This window comes from Enterobacter cloacae complex sp. IR5458, from assembly GCF_049238025.1.
Taxonomy (GTDB): Bacteria; Pseudomonadota; Gammaproteobacteria; order Enterobacterales; family Enterobacteriaceae; genus Enterobacter; species Enterobacter kobei.
This window is the reverse complement of sequence record NZ_JBMKIF010000006.1, coordinates 20,715-37,295: the sequence shown is the minus strand read 5'-3', so window position 1 is coordinate 37,295 and position 16,581 is coordinate 20,715. Positions and strand designations below refer to the sequence as shown.

The 16,581-nt window shown below is 53.6% G+C and carries 13 protein-coding genes and 1 riboswitch; of the genes, 7 read left to right on the top strand and 6 right to left on the bottom strand.

Annotation, left to right across the window (positions count from 1 at the left end; translation table 11 throughout):
• Positions 1–27: 27 nt before the first annotated feature.
• Complete coding sequence (gene metG, locus ACOTYN_RS06575; protein WP_023337540.1) at positions 28–2,061, bottom strand: methionine--tRNA ligase; 2,034 nt, start codon at positions 2,059–2,061, stop codon at positions 28–30.
• A 136-nt stretch (positions 2,062–2,197) separates the two neighbouring features.
• Here metG and apbC point away from each other — a divergent pair, with 136 nt between their 5' ends.
• Complete coding sequence (gene apbC / locus ACOTYN_RS06570) at positions 2,198–3,307, top strand: iron-sulfur cluster carrier protein ApbC (RefSeq protein ID WP_023330911.1); 1,110 nt, start codon at positions 2,198–2,200, stop codon at positions 3,305–3,307.
• A gap of 95 nt (positions 3,308–3,402) precedes the next feature.
• Here the strand turns inward: apbC and ACOTYN_RS06565 are convergent, their stop codons facing one another.
• Together ACOTYN_RS06565 and ACOTYN_RS06560 are read right to left on the bottom strand one after the other, a co-directional pair.
• The gene (locus ACOTYN_RS06565; protein ID WP_226856235.1) at positions 3,403–3,858 is read right to left on the bottom strand and encodes a GNAT family N-acetyltransferase; all 456 of its coding nucleotides are present in this window, start codon (positions 3,856–3,858) and stop codon (positions 3,403–3,405) included.
• On the bottom strand, positions 3,833–4,165 hold the full coding sequence (locus ACOTYN_RS06560; protein WP_008500887.1) for an RcnB family protein: 333 nt from the start codon (positions 4,163–4,165) through the stop codon (positions 3,833–3,835). The genes ACOTYN_RS06565 and ACOTYN_RS06560 overlap by 26 nt, the downstream gene beginning before the upstream one ends.
• 476 nt (positions 4,166–4,641) lie before the next feature.
• Between ACOTYN_RS06560 and ACOTYN_RS06555 the strand changes: the two genes are divergently transcribed.
• From ACOTYN_RS06555 to ACOTYN_RS06540, 4 genes are all read left to right on the top strand, one after another.
• Complete coding sequence (locus ACOTYN_RS06555) at positions 4,642–5,781, top strand: polysaccharide export protein (protein WP_071922046.1); 1,140 nt, start codon at positions 4,642–4,644, stop codon at positions 5,779–5,781.
• Positions 5,781–6,230 carry a phosphotyrosine protein phosphatase gene (locus tag ACOTYN_RS06550; protein WP_023330908.1) on the top strand — a complete coding sequence of 150 codons (450 nt, stop codon included), beginning with the start codon at positions 5,781–5,783 and terminating at the stop codon, positions 6,228–6,230. The genes ACOTYN_RS06555 and ACOTYN_RS06550 overlap by 1 nt, the downstream gene beginning before the upstream one ends.
• Positions 6,230–8,410 carry a polysaccharide biosynthesis tyrosine autokinase gene (locus ACOTYN_RS06545; protein ID WP_047344805.1) on the top strand — a complete coding sequence of 727 codons (2,181 nt, stop codon included), beginning with the start codon at positions 6,230–6,232 and terminating at the stop codon, positions 8,408–8,410. The genes ACOTYN_RS06550 and ACOTYN_RS06545 overlap by 1 nt, the downstream gene beginning before the upstream one ends.
• A gap of 76 nt (positions 8,411–8,486) precedes the next feature.
• Positions 8,487–9,002, top strand: a complete 516-nt coding sequence (locus ACOTYN_RS06540; protein ID WP_014884535.1) for a protein disulfide oxidoreductase — start codon at positions 8,487–8,489, stop codon at positions 9,000–9,002.
• A 36-nt stretch (positions 9,003–9,038) separates the two neighbouring features.
• Here ACOTYN_RS06540 and ACOTYN_RS06535 read toward each other — a convergent pair whose 3' ends face one another.
• The 3 genes from ACOTYN_RS06535 to ACOTYN_RS06525 all read right to left on the bottom strand — a co-directional run bounded on the left by ACOTYN_RS06535 (position 9,039) and on the right by ACOTYN_RS06525 (position 13,251).
• Positions 9,039–10,505 carry a pyridoxal phosphate-dependent decarboxylase family protein gene (locus tag ACOTYN_RS06535; protein ID WP_014884534.1) on the bottom strand — a complete coding sequence of 489 codons (1,467 nt, stop codon included), beginning with the start codon at positions 10,503–10,505 and terminating at the stop codon, positions 9,039–9,041.
• Positions 10,506–10,523: 18 nt separating this feature from the next.
• The gene (locus ACOTYN_RS06530) at positions 10,524–11,900 is read right to left on the bottom strand and encodes a diaminobutyrate--2-oxoglutarate transaminase (RefSeq protein ID WP_014884533.1); all 1,377 of its coding nucleotides are present in this window, start codon (positions 11,898–11,900) and stop codon (positions 10,524–10,526) included.
• A gap of 343 nt (positions 11,901–12,243) precedes the next feature.
• A complete protein-coding gene (locus ACOTYN_RS06525) occupies positions 12,244–13,251 on the bottom strand; it encodes a LacI family DNA-binding transcriptional regulator (RefSeq protein WP_014884532.1) in 1,008 nt (335 codons plus the stop codon).
• Positions 13,252–13,489: 238 nt separating this feature from the next.
• Between ACOTYN_RS06525 and ACOTYN_RS06520 the strand changes: the two genes are divergently transcribed.
• Both ACOTYN_RS06520 and ACOTYN_RS06515 read left to right on the top strand, forming a co-directional pair.
• Positions 13,490–14,731: an MFS transporter gene (locus tag ACOTYN_RS06520; protein WP_014884531.1), complete on the top strand. Its 1,242-nt coding sequence runs from the start codon at positions 13,490–13,492 to the stop codon at positions 14,729–14,731.
• 16 nt (positions 14,732–14,747) lie between these two features.
• Positions 14,748–16,181 (top strand): glycoside hydrolase family 32 protein, encoded by a 1,434-nt coding sequence (locus ACOTYN_RS06515; RefSeq protein ID WP_023337537.1) that lies wholly within the window; start codon positions 14,748–14,750, stop codon positions 16,179–16,181.
• Positions 16,182–16,459: 278 nt separating this feature from the next.
• A riboswitch (TPP riboswitch) is annotated at positions 16,460–16,556 on the top strand.
• Positions 16,557–16,581 lie beyond the last annotated feature (25 nt).

The window sequence follows — 16,581 nt, the reverse complement described above, 5'->3', positions numbered from 1 at the left end:
AAGCCGGATAAGAATCCGGCTTTTTTGTTATTTCACCTGCTGACCCGGCTTCGCGCCTTCGTCAGGGCTTAACAGGAAAATGTCTTTCCCGCCGGGGCCTGCGGCCATCACCATTCCCTCAGAGATGCCGAAGCGCATTTTACGCGGTGCCAGGTTCGCCACCATCACGGTCTGACGGCCAATCAGCACCTGTGGATCCGGGTAGGCTGAACGGATGCCGGAGAAGACGTTGCGCTTCTCGCCGCCCAGATCCAGCGTCAGGCGCAGCAGCTTGTCAGAGCCTTCCACGAATTCCGCGTTTTCAATCAGCGCTACGCGCAGGTCAACTTTGGCGAAATCGTCAAAGGTGATGGTTTCCTGAATCGGATCGTCCGCCAGCGGGCCGGTCACCGGTGCTGTAGCGGCCTTCACCTCTTCTTTAGAGGCTTCGACCAGGGCTTCAACCTGCTTCATCTCAATGCGGTTATACAGCGCTTTAAAGGTGTTCACCTTGTGGCTGAGCAGCGGCTGCTGGATAGCATCCCAGGTCAGTTCGGTGTTCAGGAAGGCTTCAGCACGCGCGGCCAGCTGCGGCAGAACCGGTTTCAGCCAGGTCATCAGCACGCGGAACATGTTCAGACCCATGGTGCAGATCGCCTGCAGGTCGGCGTCGCGGCCTTCCTGTTTGGCAACCACCCATGGCGCCTGCTCGTCTACATAGCGGTTGGCAACATCTGCCAGCGCCATGATTTCACGAATGGCTTTACCGAATTCACGGCTTTCCCACGCTTCGCCAACCGCAGCGGCGGCGTCAGTGAAGGTTTTATACAGCTCAGGATCGGCCAGCTCTGCGGAGAGCACGCCGTCAAAGCGTTTGGCGATAAAGCCTGCGTTACGGGACGCCAGGTTCACCACCTTGTTGACGATGTCCGCGTTCACGCGCTGGACGAAATCTTCCAGGTTCAGGTCAATGTCGTCGATGCGAGAGGAGAGCTTCGCCGTGTAGTAGTAGCGCAGGCTGTCCGCGTCGAAGTGGTTCAGCCAGGTGCTGGCTTTAATGAACGTCCCGCGAGATTTAGACATCTTCGCGCCGTTAACCGTCACGTAGCCGTGCACGAACAGGTTGGTCGGCTTGCGGAAGTTGCTGCCTTCCAGCATTGCCGGCCAGAACAGACTGTGGAAGTAAACGATGTCTTTACCGATGAAGTGATACAGCTCGGCAGTGGAATCTTTCTTCCAGTATTCGTCGAAGCTGACGGTGTCGCCACGCTTGTCGCACAGGTTCTTGAAGGAGCCCATGTAGCCGATGGGTGCGTCCAGCCAGACGTAGAAGTATTTGCCCGGTGCGTTCGGGATTTCGAAGCCGAAGTACGGCGCATCGCGGGAGATATCCCACTGTTGCAGACCGGATTCGAACCACTCCTGCATCTTGTTCGCCACCTGCTCCTGCAGCGCGCCGCTGCGGGTCCACGCCTGCAGCATTTCGCTGAAGGATGGCAGGTCAAAGAAGAAGTGCTCGGAATCACGCATCACAGGCGTAGCGCCGGACACCACGGATTTCGGCTCGATAAGCTCAGTCGGGCTGTAAGTTGCGCCACACACTTCGCAGTTATCGCCGTACTGATCCGGTGATTTGCATTTCGGGCAGGTGCCTTTGACGAAACGGTCCGGCAGGAACATGCCTTTTTCCGGATCGTATAGCTGAGAGATGGTGCGGTTTTTGATAAAACCGTTCTCTTTCAGACGCGTGTAGATTAGCTCCGACAGCTCACGGTTCTCGTCGCTGTGGGTGGAGTGATAGTTGTCATAGCTGATGTCAAAGCCAGCAAAATCGGTCTGATGCTCCTGACTCATTTCGGCAATCATCTGCTCCGGGGAGATACCCAACTGCTGCGCTTTCAGCATGATCGGCGTGCCGTGAGCATCGTCTGCACAGATGAAGTTTACCTCGTGGCCGCGCATTCGCTGGTAACGGACCCAGACATCAGCCTGGATATGCTCCAGCATGTGGCCGAGGTGGATTGAGCCGTTGGCGTACGGCAGGGCGCACGTTACCAGAATTTTTTTCGCGACTTGAGTCATAGTAGGCATTACTTCTTTTAACTGTGAAAAGGGTTTTCGATATTACCAAAAGGGGCATTATTAAGTAAGCACAAACCGCGGCCTTTCAGGTAAACTTGCTGTCTAAGGTCTTATTCACAAGAACAAAGGAGTCGGGATGAGTTCTCAATCCCAGGCCAAATCACCGGAAGCCTTACGAGCAATGGTCGCCGGGACGCTGGCTAACTTTCAGCATCCAACCCTGAAACATAATCTCACGACGCTGAAAGCGTTACACCACGTTGCGTGGCTGGACGATACGCTGCACATTGAGCTGCAGATGCCCTTCGTCTGGAGCACCGCCTTTGATGCGCTGAAAGAGCAGACCAGCTCTGAGCTGCTGCGCATTACCGGAGCGAAAGCGATCGACTGGAAGCTGAGCCACAGCATCGCCACGCTGAAGCGTGTGAAGAATCAGCCTGGCGTGAACGGTGTGAAAAACATCATCGCCGTGAGCTCAGGTAAAGGCGGGGTGGGCAAATCGTCTACCGCAGTAAACCTGGCGCTTGCGCTGGCGGCGGAAGGGGCGAAGGTGGGTATTCTCGATGCCGATATCTATGGTCCGTCCATTCCAAACATGCTGGGTGCGGAAAACCAGCGTCCAACCTCGCCGGACGGTACGCATATGGCGCCGATCGTGGCGCATGGGCTGGCGACCAACTCAATCGGTTACCTGGTGACTGACGATAACGCCATGGTCTGGCGCGGCCCGATGGCCAGCAAAGCGCTGATGCAGATGCTGCAGGAAACCATGTGGCCGGATCTCGATTATCTGGTGCTGGATATGCCGCCGGGTACCGGTGATATCCAGCTGACGCTGGCGCAGAACATTCCGGTAACGGGCGCTGTGGTGGTGACCACACCGCAGGACATCGCGCTGATCGACGCCAAAAAAGGCATCGTCATGTTCGAAAAAGTGGAGGTGCCGGTACTCGGTATCGTTGAGAACATGAGCATGCACATCTGCAGCAACTGTGGGCACCACGAACCAATCTTTGGTACTGGTGGCGCAGAAAAGCTGGCCGAACAGTATCATACCCAACTGCTGGGTCAGATGCCGCTGCATATCACCCTGCGCGAAGATCTGGACAGTGGAAAACCGACGGTTGTTAGCCGTCCGGACAGCGAATTTGCGGATATGTATCGTCAGCTGGCGGGGCGCGTTGCGGCGCAGCTTTACTGGCAGGGCGAAGTCATTCCGAGCGAAATCGCGTTCCGCGCGGTGTAATTCCTCTGCACTTTAATGCCGGGTGGCGCTTCGCTTACCCGGCCTACAAATGGCACCATCACGTAGGTCGGGTAAGGCGAAGCCGCCACCCGACGTTAACTCAGCCGATAATGCATCAGATAGTACTCTCCGTCCGGAGAATCACCCGTTGCCTCAATGTGCCAGCCATGTCGCTGGTAAAACGCAATAGCCCGCCTGTTCTTCACCAGACACTTCAGTGCACCCGTGCTGGTAAACGTTTTCTGTACGTGCTCAAGTAACAGATGTCCGACACCCAGGCTCTGAGACTGCGGATCAACAAACAGGTTGTGCAGAAAATTATCGTTGGTCCAGACGGAAGCAAACCCCAGGCGATGGCCGTCCTGCTCAGCAACCCAGATGGCTTCGTCCCGGGTAGCGGCGTCGAAATCTTCCAGATGCCAGCCAGAGTCATCAAGCCAGGGCCAGGCATCGCGTCGGGCGTGGAGATAGAGCGTGCGCAGGAAAGGCCGATCGCTCTCCTGCCACGGACGGATGACGATCGTATCAGCGATGATAGAAGATATCCCCATTATAGGCTTTGTAGATTTTGCCATCTGCATCGCCAATCAGGACGTAGTTTTCGCCCATGTAGGTCCAGTGGGTCCCTGCATCCGGTGCCGGCAGGTTACGCAACTGATACTGTTTGATGGTGTATTCGGGCGTTTGATACTGCGCCGGTGCGGTATCGCCGATTTTGAACTTAGTGAAATCAGCGATGAACTCTTGTTCCTCATAGGCTTTGATGCCTGATGGCGCAGCGGCGGTTTGCGGGGCAGAAAATGCGGATCCCGCCAAAGACAGTAATACACCCAGAAGCAGCAATTTACGCTTAGCCATTTTTTCTCCAGTGATATCGTTACAGATGTTTTGTCTGCGGGCGCGCGTATGAAGCAAGGCAGACAGTCCATTTTAAGGATCAACGCAAGCCGTGTATGAAAAAAATGTAACAAAAATGGACAGTTTTGTGTAGTCGAACCGTGTGGGTCTTATTTGTGTGGTCGATATTTACCATTACTAGTATTTGTTATTTTTATTAATCTATTCTGAAAATAACTTTTAGCATCAAAATTGCGCGGTTAAGCGAATGCTTTACTGAGGAATACCCTTTAGTATCGCCTTCGGATGAAGTGATATTACTTTTGATTTTATTAGACGATTGTACATCGGCTCAGTTTTTTAAAGCGGATGTATTCGTTTTTTAGAATTTCATGGTAATGCCATTAAAATAATAACTAATTATATTTCATGGTGTTAGTTGCATTCTTTTTGCAGATGTAACGCCTGGCGCAACGATAAACCAACATTTTATATAAATGAAAAACACAACTGCATTCCCACTACTCTTTCTTTTTCTTAGCCAGTTAACAGGGTGTGTATTTTCACCGGGTCAGCACTTAAGTCTGTCTGGAAAAAAAGTTACGCCGAGTGAAGGAATTAATCATCAACTGGATAAACGTGTAGAAATTTTTCCAGTGACCCCTGGGTTGATTGAAAAACTGCGTCCGCCCGTGTCGAAATCTCAGGCGAATCCTAATCTGGATGAGCAGCTCAAAAACTGGGAATACCGTATTGGCACAGGCGACATCCTGACGGTCACCGTCTGGGATCACCCTGAATTAACGACGCCTGCCGGGCAGTATCGTAGCGCGAGCGATGCGGGCAACTGGGTCAACGCCGACGGTACGCTTTTTTACCCCTATGTCGGTAAGCTGCACGTAGCGGGCAAAACAGTTTCACAGATACGTGAAGAGATTACCGCGCGACTGGATAAGGTCATTGAGAGCCCTCAAGTGGATGTCAGCATAGCCTCCTTCCGTTCGCAAAAAGCCTATATCACTGGTGAGGTAGAGAAATCGGGCCAGCAGCCCATTACCAATATTCCACTGACGGTGATGGATGCAGTCAACGCTGCTGGTGGGCTATCTGCGGATGCCGACTGGCGGAATGTGGTACTCACGCATAATGGTCAGGACTCACGTCTTTCCCTCTATGCCCTGATGCAGCACGGCGATTTAACGCAAAACAAGCTGCTTTATCCAGGCGATATCTTGTTTGTTCCCCGAAACGACGCGCTGAAAGTGTTCGTGATGGGGGAGGTGGTTAAACAGAGCACCCTTAAAATGGATCGTAGCGGCATGACGCTGGCCGAAGCGCTGGGAAATGCTGGCGGCTTAAACCAGAACATGGCCGATGCCACCGGCATTTTTGTTATTCGACAGGTAGTGAAAAAAGGCGACGCGGACAAAATTGCCAACATCTATCAACTGAATGCAGAAGATGCGTCAGCCATGGTACTAAGCACGGAGTTTCAGCTGGAGCCGTATGACATTGTCTATGTGACCACCGCACCGCTTTCACGCTGGAATCGCGTCATTACCCAACTGGTGCCGACTATCACAGGTGTTCACGATCTGACCGAAACCGTCCGCTATATCAGATCGTGGCCGCAATAATGTTCAATTCAATCTTAGTGGTTTGCACAGGCAATATTTGCCGTTCGCCAATGGGTGAACGGCTGTTGCGCCAGCAGTTACCCGGCAGGCAGGTGACCTCGGCAGGTATTTTCGGTCTCGAAGGATGCCCGGCGGATGCCGCTGCGCAGGCCGTGGCCTGGCGTCATGGTATTTCGCTGGAGGGGCATGTTGCCCGCAAGGTGACGCGTAGCCTGTTACAAAAATCCGATTTGATTCTGGTGATGGAGCCGAAACACCTTCGTTTTATCGCCACTATGGCCCCGGAGAACCGGGGAAAATCGCTGCTATTTGGACAATGGCTGGAAACCAAGGACATTCCCGACCCGTATCACAAAAGTCGTGAAGCCTTCGAATATGTTTTCAACCAATTGGGAAAAGCCAGTCAGGAATGGGCTCGTCGTTTGAGTCAACAAGGAATGAAGCAGTAATGTCGTCTTCTAAATCAGACAAATTTGGTGCCGCGACACCGCAGAATAATGAAATCGATCTCATTCAGTTGCTTGCTGAGATGTTTGATCACCGGATCATGATTGCGTGTATCACACTCCTGTTCACGGTATGTGCGGGGATTTATGCATTCAGCGCCACGCCAGTTTATCAGGCTGATGCCCTGGTGCAGGTCGAGGCGAAGCAGGATAACTCGCTACTTAAAAGCTTGAGCCAGTTCGGGTCCGATCTCTCCCCTGATGTCGCCCCAGAACTTCTACTCCTTAAATCACGGATGATTCTGGGAGAGACCGTTGATCAACTCGGGCTAACATACCACGTTAAGCGGCGCGTACTCCCTGTTATCGGTCCTGTGTGGGAACAGATTCGGGGACGAAAATCTGATGAAATAACGATTGGCGCACTGACTATTCCGCTTCTGGAAGGTGAGCCACAAACGCTTTTACTCACCGTACAGGACCAGGGGCGATTTCATCTTGAGGGAAAGACGCTGGTTGTAGACGGCGTTGTGGGGAAAGCGCTGGTTAAAGATGGGGTATCTCTGCTGGTGACATCCCTCGATGCGGTTCCGGGTACCCAATTTATCCTCAAAACCGTCACGAAACTTGAAGCGATCAACGCCATTCAAAAGAGGCTTACGGTTGCTGAATCGGCGAAACAGAGCGGTATGATCGCGTTAACCATAGCGGGTGAAGACCCCGGTAAGATCGCCAGAGTGCTTAATACAATCGCTGAAAATTATCTCAGCCAGAATATCGCGCGTCAGGAAGCTCAAGATACCCGGAGCCTGACGTTTTTACAGACTCAATTACCGAAGATCAGTCGGGAGCTGGATGAAGCCGAAGCACGACTGAATGCCTACAGAGAGAAGCGTGATTCTGTCGACTTGTCTCTGGAGGCAAAGTCGGTTCTTGATCAGGTTGTTAATGTGGAAAACCAGCTTAACGAGCTGACATTCCGCGAAGCAGAGGTTTCTCAGCTTTTCAAGAAGGATCACCCCACTTACCGCGCGTTACGGGAAAAGAAACAAACGCTCGAGCAGGAGCGTACGCGCCTCAACAAACGCGTTTCAGCCATGCCCTCCACGCAGCAGGAAATATTACGCCTGAGTCGTGACGTGGAATCCGGGCGTACCATCTACCTGCAGCTTCTGACGCGGCAGCAGGAGCTGAATATCTCCCGCTCCAGCGCGATTGGAAACGTGCGGATCATTGACCCGGCCGTGACGCAGCCCATTCCGATTAAACCGCGTAAAGCGCTTATTATTGTGCTGGGCATGCTGATGGGGTTAATGCTCTCGACCGGAACGGTTTTCGTGCGTTCGGCCTTTAAGCGGGGCATTACGTCATCTGAGCAACTTGAAATGCAGGGAATACCGCTTCTGGCGACGCTCCCGCGTTCAGTCTGGCTCTGGAAAAAGACGCATCTGCGCAGGCGAAACCTGTTTGCTTCCCACTGGAAACACAGAACATCAAACGTACCTTTCCTGCCAGTTGACCGGCCTACCGATATGTTTATCGAAGCGGTGCGCGGGCTCCGTACCAGTCTGCATTTTACAATGATGGATGCAACAAACCGGATCGTAGTGGTGTCAGGCCCTACGCAGGACTGCGGAAAGACCCTGGTCAGTACCTCACTGGCGTCGATTGCGGCTCAGGCGGGACAGCGAGTCTTGTTTATTGATGCGGATATGCGCAAGGGGTATGTCCACAATATTTTCAAACTGAACAATCATCTTGGATTGTCCAGCGTGCTCGGAGGAAACGTAGAATGGCAGGACGCGGTTCAACGCTTTGAGAAAGGCGGTTTTGATGTCCTGACCTGCGGACCCCGGCCTTCACATCCCGTTGATTTGCTCATGAGTGAACGCTTCCAGGCGGTAATGTCACGGATCGACACTCTTTATGACATCGTCATTATCGACACCCCACCCGTACTTGCCGTGACGGATGCATTGCTGATCACCAGAGCCGCGGCCACCACGCTACTGGTTGCCCGTTTTGGAAAAACCAGCGGTAAAGAGGTTGAACACTCACTGAAGCGTCTGCGGCAAACGGGCGTGCAGGTGAATGGCGCTATCCTCAACGATATCGTGAAATCCGCTGCGCTCTATTACAACTCGGGCTATAGCCACTACGACTACGGTTACACTCAGGAATAAGCGTGGCGCGACACTTCTTTACAGCACCGCGCCGAACAGCCCGTTAAGATGACCTCCGTTACAACGAGAGGTCATAATGGATAACCGTAAATTGAGTCGACTGCGCCGTTGGGCGCGGGAAGGGATCATTTTCTTCCTGCTCGCGCTGGCCGTGATGTGGGGCGTGGATCAATACCGCAAGCCCACACTCCCCGCCAGTTTTAGCGCCACACCAATGCAAAGCATTGACGGAAAGCGCCACGATATCGAAGCGCTCAGCCAGGAGCGGCCACTGCTGATCTACGTCTGGGCCACCTGGTGTAGCATCTGCCGTTATACGACACCGGCGGTGGATAAGCTGGCAGAAGAGGGCGGTAACGTCATCAGTATTGCCATGCGTTCTGGTGATGATGCGAAGCTGGCTCGCTGGGTCGAGAAGAAAAGCCTGAGTATGCCGGTGATTAACGATCCAAACGGTGCGGTGTCACAACAGTGGCAGGTGAGCGTAACGCCGACGCTGGTGATTGTATCGAAGGGGAATGTGGTCAGTACCACAACGGGCTGGACGAGCTACTGGGGATTAAAAGTCAGGATGTGGTGGGCAGGTCTGTAAAAATAACCCCTCTCCCGGCGGGAGAGGGGTTTTGGATTACTTAGCCAGAACTTCCTGCGCGGTGCGCTCAACCAAAGACAGCAGGGTTTTGATATCCTCCAGCGTCACGGTTGGGTTCAGCAGCGTCAGCTTCAGGCAGGTAACGCCGTTATGCTCGGTCACACCGACGTTCGCGCGACCAGACTCCAGCAGCGCATCACCAATTTTCTGGTTCAGCAGGGCGATACCCGCATCGTCCATCTGCACCTGGCCACGGAAGCGGAACAGCACGCTTGCCAGCTGTGGCTGCATAACCAGTTCCAGAGCAGGCTGCTCTTTCACGTAGGCGGCAACCTGCTGCGCCAGCGTCACGCCGTGATCGATGATCGCGGCGTATTGCTCCTGACCCAGTGCTTCCAGGCTCATCCACAGCTTCAGCGCGTCGAAACGGCGGGTCGTCTGCAGAGATTTGGACACCAGATTTGGCACGCCCGCCTCTTCGTCGAACTCAGAGTTCAGGTAGGCCGCCTGATAGCGCATCAGCTCATAGTGACGTGCTTCTTTCAGCAGGAACGCGCCGCAGCTGATGGTCTGGAAGAACTGCTTGTGGAAGTCCAGCGTGACGGAATCCACCAGCTCAATACCGTCCAGGTAATGACGATACTGCTCAGACATCAGCAGCGCGCCGCCCCAGGCCGCATCAACGTGTACCCAGATGTTCTGCTTCGCCGCCAGTTCAGCAATCGCACGCAGCGGGTCGATAGCACCGGCATCGGTGGTACCGGCTGTCGCGACGATCGCCAGAATCTGCTCGCCGTTCGCGTTGCACTGCGCAATTTTCGCCGCCAGATCGGACAGATCCATACGGGAGAATTCATCCGTTTTCACCTGCACCACGGACTGGTAGCCCAGACCCATCAGCGCCATGTTTTTCTGCACGGAGAAGTGCGCGTTTTCGGAGCACAGTACGCGGATCTTACGCAGATCGCCCACCAGACCGTCCTGCTGAACGGAGTGACCCTGACGCGCGAAGAACGCATCACGGGCCAGCATCAGACCCATCAGGTTGCTCTGAGTGCCGCCGCTGGTGAAAACACCTGCGTCGCCAGCCTGATAACCCACGCGGGTACGCAGCCATTCGATCAGTTTGATCTCAATGATGGTTGCGGACGGGCTTTGATCCCAGGAGTCCATACTCTGGTTAGTGGCGTTAATCAGCACTTCTGCCGCCTGGCTTACGACCAGACTTGGACAGTGCAGGTGCGCCACACACTGTGGGTGATGAACGGACAAGCTGTCTTTCAGGAAGAACTCAACGGCGCGTTCAATCGCCGCTTCGTTGCCCAGCCCTTTCGGGTTGAAATCCAGCTTAATACGGTCGCGCAGTTCCGCGACCGTTTTGCCCTGGTACATCTCAGGCTGTTTCAGCCACTGCATCACAGCCTGAGTGCTTTGTTCAATCGCCTGCTGATAAGCGTCAATACTCTGCGCAGAGGAGAACAAAATTGGGTTTGAATCTGACATCGTAATCAACTACTCCGGTTACGCCGGGCGAACGCCCGCAGCAAGCAGTGCCTGCTCGAATTTATCCAGGAAGATTTTCAGCTCTTCATCGCTGATCAGCAGAGAAGGCAGCAGACGCAGAACGATACCGTTGCGACCACCACGTTCCAGAATCAGACCGGCTTCGAAGCATTTCTTCTGAATCAGTGCAGACAGCTCGCCGTCGCCCGGGAAGCAACCCATGTGGTCAGCCGCTTCGTGTGGCTTAACGATCTCAATACCGATCATCATGCCCAGACCGCGAACGTGGCCGATGACCGGATAACGTTTCGCCATCTCTTTCAGCTGGCCTTTCAGCCATTCGCCCTGTGCAGCCACTTTGCCTGCGATGTTCTGGTCTTTCAGGATTTTCAGCGTCGTCAGACCGGTTGCCATCGCCAGCTGGTTGCCGCGGAAAGTGCCGGTGTGGTGACCCGGTGCCCATGCGTCGAACTGCTTTTTGATACCGAGCACGGCCAGCGGCAGACCGCCGCCAACGGCTTTAGACATCACGATAATGTCTGGCTCAATGCCCGCGTGTTCGAAGGCGAAGAATTTACCGGTACGGGCAAAGCCTGCCTGAACTTCGTCGAGGATCAGCAGAATGCCATGTTCCTGCGTCACTTTACGGATGCGCTGCAGCCACTCAGCCGGAGCCGGGTTCACGCCGCCTTCACCCTGAACGGCTTCGAGGATCACCGCAGCAGGTTTACGCACGCCGCTTTCAACGTCGTTAATCAGGTTGTCGAAGTAGTAGGTCAGCGCTTTAACACCCGCTTCACCACCGATACCCAGTGGGCAGCGGTATTCGTGCGGATAAGGCATGAACTGCACTTCTGGCATCATACCGTCAACCGCTTCTTTCGGAGACAGGTTACCCGTCACGGACAGTGCGCCGTGGGTCATCCCGTGGTAACCACCTGAGAAGCTGATGATACCGCTACGGCCGGTCACTTTTTTCGCCAGCTTCAGCGCCGCTTCAACGGCGTCAGCACCGGATGGACCGGTGAACTGCAGGCAGTACTCTTTGCCCTGACCCGGCAGCAGAGAGAGCAGGTATTCAGAAAACGCGTCTTTCAGAGGCGTCGTCAGATCCAGTGTATGTAACGGCAAGCCGCTGGTAATGACATTTTGGATGCTTTTCAGCACATCAGGATGGTTATGTCCAAGCGCAAGGGTCCCTGCACCTGCTAAACAGTCAAGGTATTCTTTATTATCTGCATCGGTGATCCACACGCCTTCTGCTTTAGTGATCGCTAAAGGCAGTTTGCGCGGATAACTCCTGACGTTAGATTCAAACTCGGCCTGACGGGCCAGATAGGTTTCGTTGCTTTTGTGGGCATCTACAGTGTCAATACGGACTTTATCCGTCATCATATCACTCCTACAACCGCCGCTTCGTTATGAGCCACGATTGAATAAAAAGTTAAAAAACAGATGGGGCCTGAAAAAAACGCCGCCAATATAGAGCCTTTTGCCACGGGGCTCAATGGTTAATTTGTTTACTGTTTTGTGACATGGGTTACAGGGGCGGGTTTATCCCCGTTTAAGGAGAGGAAATTACACTTTATGGTAAATAAAAACAGCCTGTTACGTACTTTACGCCCTGATTGTAAAATCATAAAAAAGAGTGTGGCAAATTGTGCGATTCGCTTGATGAAAAGGAGGTAAGCCGCCTCCTTTGCACGCTTATTTCTGCGACCTGTGCAAAAAGCTGCGGTCAGGATGCATGCGCAACGGAATCACGCTTTAAATATGGACTTTCAACACGTGTGGTTTCCAGGTGTTGCTCACCGTTAATAATATGCAGGGCGCTCAGGCGACCAATTTCATAATGCGGCAACTGAACTGTAGAGAGCGGAGGGAGGAAGAGTTCCCCAATGCCGACCATATTGTCGTAGCCGATAACCGCGACATCCTCGGGAATGCGAAGCCCTTGCGCCAGTAGCGTCTGATAGACCATCAACGCGATGCGGTCGTTGCCGCAGATCACGGCGTCGAACCGTGGGACACCATTCTGGATGCGCGCCAGCAACACTGAGGGAATGTCACGATAGTGCTCATCGCCGGGCGCCATATAGTTGTGCTCCAGGCTATCCGGGTCGATTCCCGCTTCAAGGCATGCGCGTTCCAGCCCCTGACGGCGTCGGGTTGTGGCCAGGTGGCCCGCAGGCAAATGCAGGCAGAGTGGTTGTTGATAGCCCTCCGCAAGCAACGCGCGCACGGCGGTGTACTGCCCCAGTTCGTCATCTGGAATATAGCTGGCTACCCGTTCACCGTCACTTTCGCAGTTGGCCAACACACAGGGTAGGGTAAGCAACTTAGCCGGGAGAGGAACCTGACGTAGCCCCATGGTGGTGTAAATAATCCCGTCAGGCCGATGAGACAGGAGAAGGTCGACAATGGCGTCCGGGTTATCATCGCTAAACATATTCATCACGAAGCTGTTCCAGCCGTGCATCCTGGCGGTCTCTTCAATGGACAGCGTAATCTCCACCGAGAAAGGTGTCGTCACCGTATCAAGGGCCAGCACGCCGATGGTTTTAGGTGAGGCATGTGCACCACGTATCTTCTTGGCGGACAGATCGGGCACATAGTTGGTCTGCTCGATGGCCCGATGTACGCGCGCCAGCGTTTCCGGTTTTAGGCGCTCCGGGCTGTTAAGCGCACGTGATACAGTCATCAGAGACACGTTCGCCAGCTTTGCGACGTCCTTCAGGGAAGCCATTTTCTTACTCCGTCAATGATCTGTAAGAGAGAATATACAACTAAGTAAATGATGTAAAAGGAAATCCTGTTCTGGGGTAGTGTCGTGCAGCGATCACAGATGAATATTTGATCGCGATCGCACTCCTTCAATGTTAACGTTAACTTTCGTGATTAACATCATAAACCTTAGTCAAACAGCATGAGAATAAAATTATGTTAACGTTACCATTGCGTCATTACTCCAACATGAGAATGTCATGATGAAAACGCATCACTCTCACAGCTACCCTTTATTGAGCGCATTACTGTTTTTCTTTTTTGTGACCTGGTCGTCTTCCGGCTCGTTGCTTTCTATCTGGCTCCACCAGGAAGTGGGCTTAAAGGCAGGGGATACCGGCATTATCTATGCCGTGCTTTCAGTCTCTGCGCTGTTTGCTCAAATCTGCTATGGATTCATTCAGGACAAGCTCGGTCTGCGAAAAAACCTGCTCTGGTTTTTGACCAGTCTGCTCATTCTTTCGGGTCCGGCGTTTTTGCTGTTTGGTTATCTGCTGCAGATTAACGTTTTACTCGGCAGTATTTTCGGCGGGGTTTTTATCGGTTTGACGTTTAACGGCGGGATAGGGGTACTGGAATCCTATACCGAGCGCGTGGCACGCCAAAGCCAGTTTGAATTCGGCAAAGCGAGGATGTGGGGATCGCTTGGCTGGGCAGTGGCGACCTTTTTTGCGGGACTCTTGTTTAACATCGATCCGAAGCTGAATTTCGCTGTCGCGAGCTGCGCAGGACTGGTGTTTTTTATTTTGCTGGCGCGTCTCAGGGTCTCTTCCGCACCGCACGCCATGCAGGAAGCGGTCTCCGGCGGCAAGGTCACGCTGGAAGACGCGCTGCGCCTGCTGACGCTGCCACGCTTCTGGGCGCTGGTGTTTTTCGTAATCGGGACCTGTATTTACGGCGTTTACGACCAGCAGTTTCCGGTCTATTTCTCCTCCCAGTTCCCGACGTTGCAGGAAGGGAACGCCATGTACGGCTACCTCAACTCCTTCCAGGTTTTCCTTGAAGCGGCGGGGATGTTCTGCGCCCCCTGGCTGGTGAATCGCCTCGGCGCGAAGAATGGCCTGATTTTCGCGGGAATGGTGATGGCGATGCGTATGGTGGCATCGGGTCTGGTTGAGGGGCCGGTATTGATCTCCATAACCAAACTATTGCACGCAGTAGAACTGCCTGTTTTGCTGGTCTCAATCTTTAAATACAACAGTTTACATTTTGATAAGCGGCTCTCTTCCACCCTTTATCTGGTGGGCTTCGCCTGTACAAGCTCGGTAATTGCCTCAGTCCTGTCGCCGCTGGCAGGTTACAGCTATGAGAAATACGGTTTTGCCCAGTCTTATCTGATTATGGGGCTGTTAGTGTTCAGCACCACGTTTATCTCCATCTTCCTTTTGCGCTCGGGTAAGTCCTCTTCTGACCCGCTCATGCCGCAACCTTCCACTATCTGATCGAAAGAGTAGAGCAATGACGTATTCCATTACGAAAGCAGAGCAGGAACTTCAGTCCAGACGCGAGGGGCTTAACCTGCGCTGGTATCCGCGTTACCACCTCGCTGCACGCGCTGGCTGGATGAACGACCCTAATGGCCTGGTCTGGTTTGATGGCTGGTACCACGCCTTTTATCAACATCATCCGTATTCGACCCAGTGGGGCCCGATGCACTGGGGCCATGCGCGCAGCAAGGATTTAGTTCACTGGGAACATCTCCCGGTTGCACTGGCGCCAGAAGGAGCAGAAGACAAGGATGGCTGTTTTTCCGGATCGGCAGTGGTGGATGGCGATACGCTTGCGCTGATTTACACCGGACATAAATTCCACGGCGATCCTGATGATGAGGCAAATCTCTACCAGGTGCAGTGTCTGGCGACCAGCCGTGATGGTATTCATTTTAGCCGGGAAGGCATGGTTGTTGACACGCCGCCTGGCCTGCATCACTTCCGTGACCCGAAAGTGTGGCGTGAGGGGGAGAGCTGGTACATGGTCGTCGGTGCGCGGGACGGCGAAACGGGTCAGGTGCGCGTATATCGCTCTGAAGATCTGCACGCGTGGCAGGATATGGGCGTGCTTGCGGTGGCAGAAAAAGAGATGGGGTATATGTGGGAATGCCCTGACTTTTTCACTCTCAATGGCAAGCGCGTACTGATGTTTTCACCTCAGGGAGTGGTGGCTGAAGGATACAAAAATCGTAATCTATTTCAGAGTGGCTATCTGTTGGGCGAGTGGCAGCCTGGTCAGCCTTTTGTGCGAGAAGGTGAGTTTGTGGAGATGGATCGCGGACATGATTTCTATGCGCCACAAAGTTTCCTGACCCCTGATGGCCGCCGCATCGTTATCGGCTGGCTGGACATGTGGGAATCCCCACTGCCGGAGCAGGAAGATGGATGGGCTGGCATGCTCTCTTTACCGCGCGAACTGACGCTGAGTGCGGATAACCGCCTGCAAATGCGACCGGCCAGAGAGGTCGAAGGCCTCCGAGGAGAATGGTTCCCCTGGCCAGTAAGCACCCTTAAAAACCAGCAGATTACTCTGGTGGAACACTGCGACGCGATGGAGGTCATGCTGAAGTGGGATTGCGCCAACAGCGGTGCAGAGCAATACGGCATTCGTTTTGGAGATGGCTTACGCGTCTATGTTGATGCGCAGATGCAGCGCCTGGTGCTGGAGCGTTATTATCCGCAGTATGGCCTGTGCGGTACCCGAAGCGTCGCGCTGAACCTGAACGACACGCTAAGCCTGCGCCTGTTCGTTGACAGCTCGTCAGTGGAAGTGTTTGTCAATGAAGGGGAGGCGTGCCTGAGCAGCCGCATTTACCCTGATGCAGAGTGTCGCGAACTGGCGTTGTTCGCGTGGACCGGGGCCGCTTCGCTTATCGATGCCGGAGCATGGCAATTAGGGTAAACGAATGACGTCAGGAATAACGTCCTGAATTTCCTGACGTCATAATCCGTATGGTCTGCAAATAAAAAGGCGACAGGCGACGCCTTTGTTTTACGTTGCTTCTTTACTCACCGCCGATCTGCTCTGACAGAGTAATAAACGAAGATGAACAGGTGATTCCTTTCCCGGTCTCTGCTGTGATGAGTACCGCGATAAATCGAAACCCCTTGCGCCTGGCACGCCGCCGCGGTTACACTAAACAACAGCAATAAGCGTTAATTAACTCATTGTTTCAAAAGTATTTTGACTCGGGGTGCCCTTCTTTGTGAAGGCTGAGAAATACCCGTATTACCTGATCTGGATAATGCCAGCGTAGGGAAGTCAGATGCCTCCCCGGTCATCGCTTCTTCACGCAAGGCAG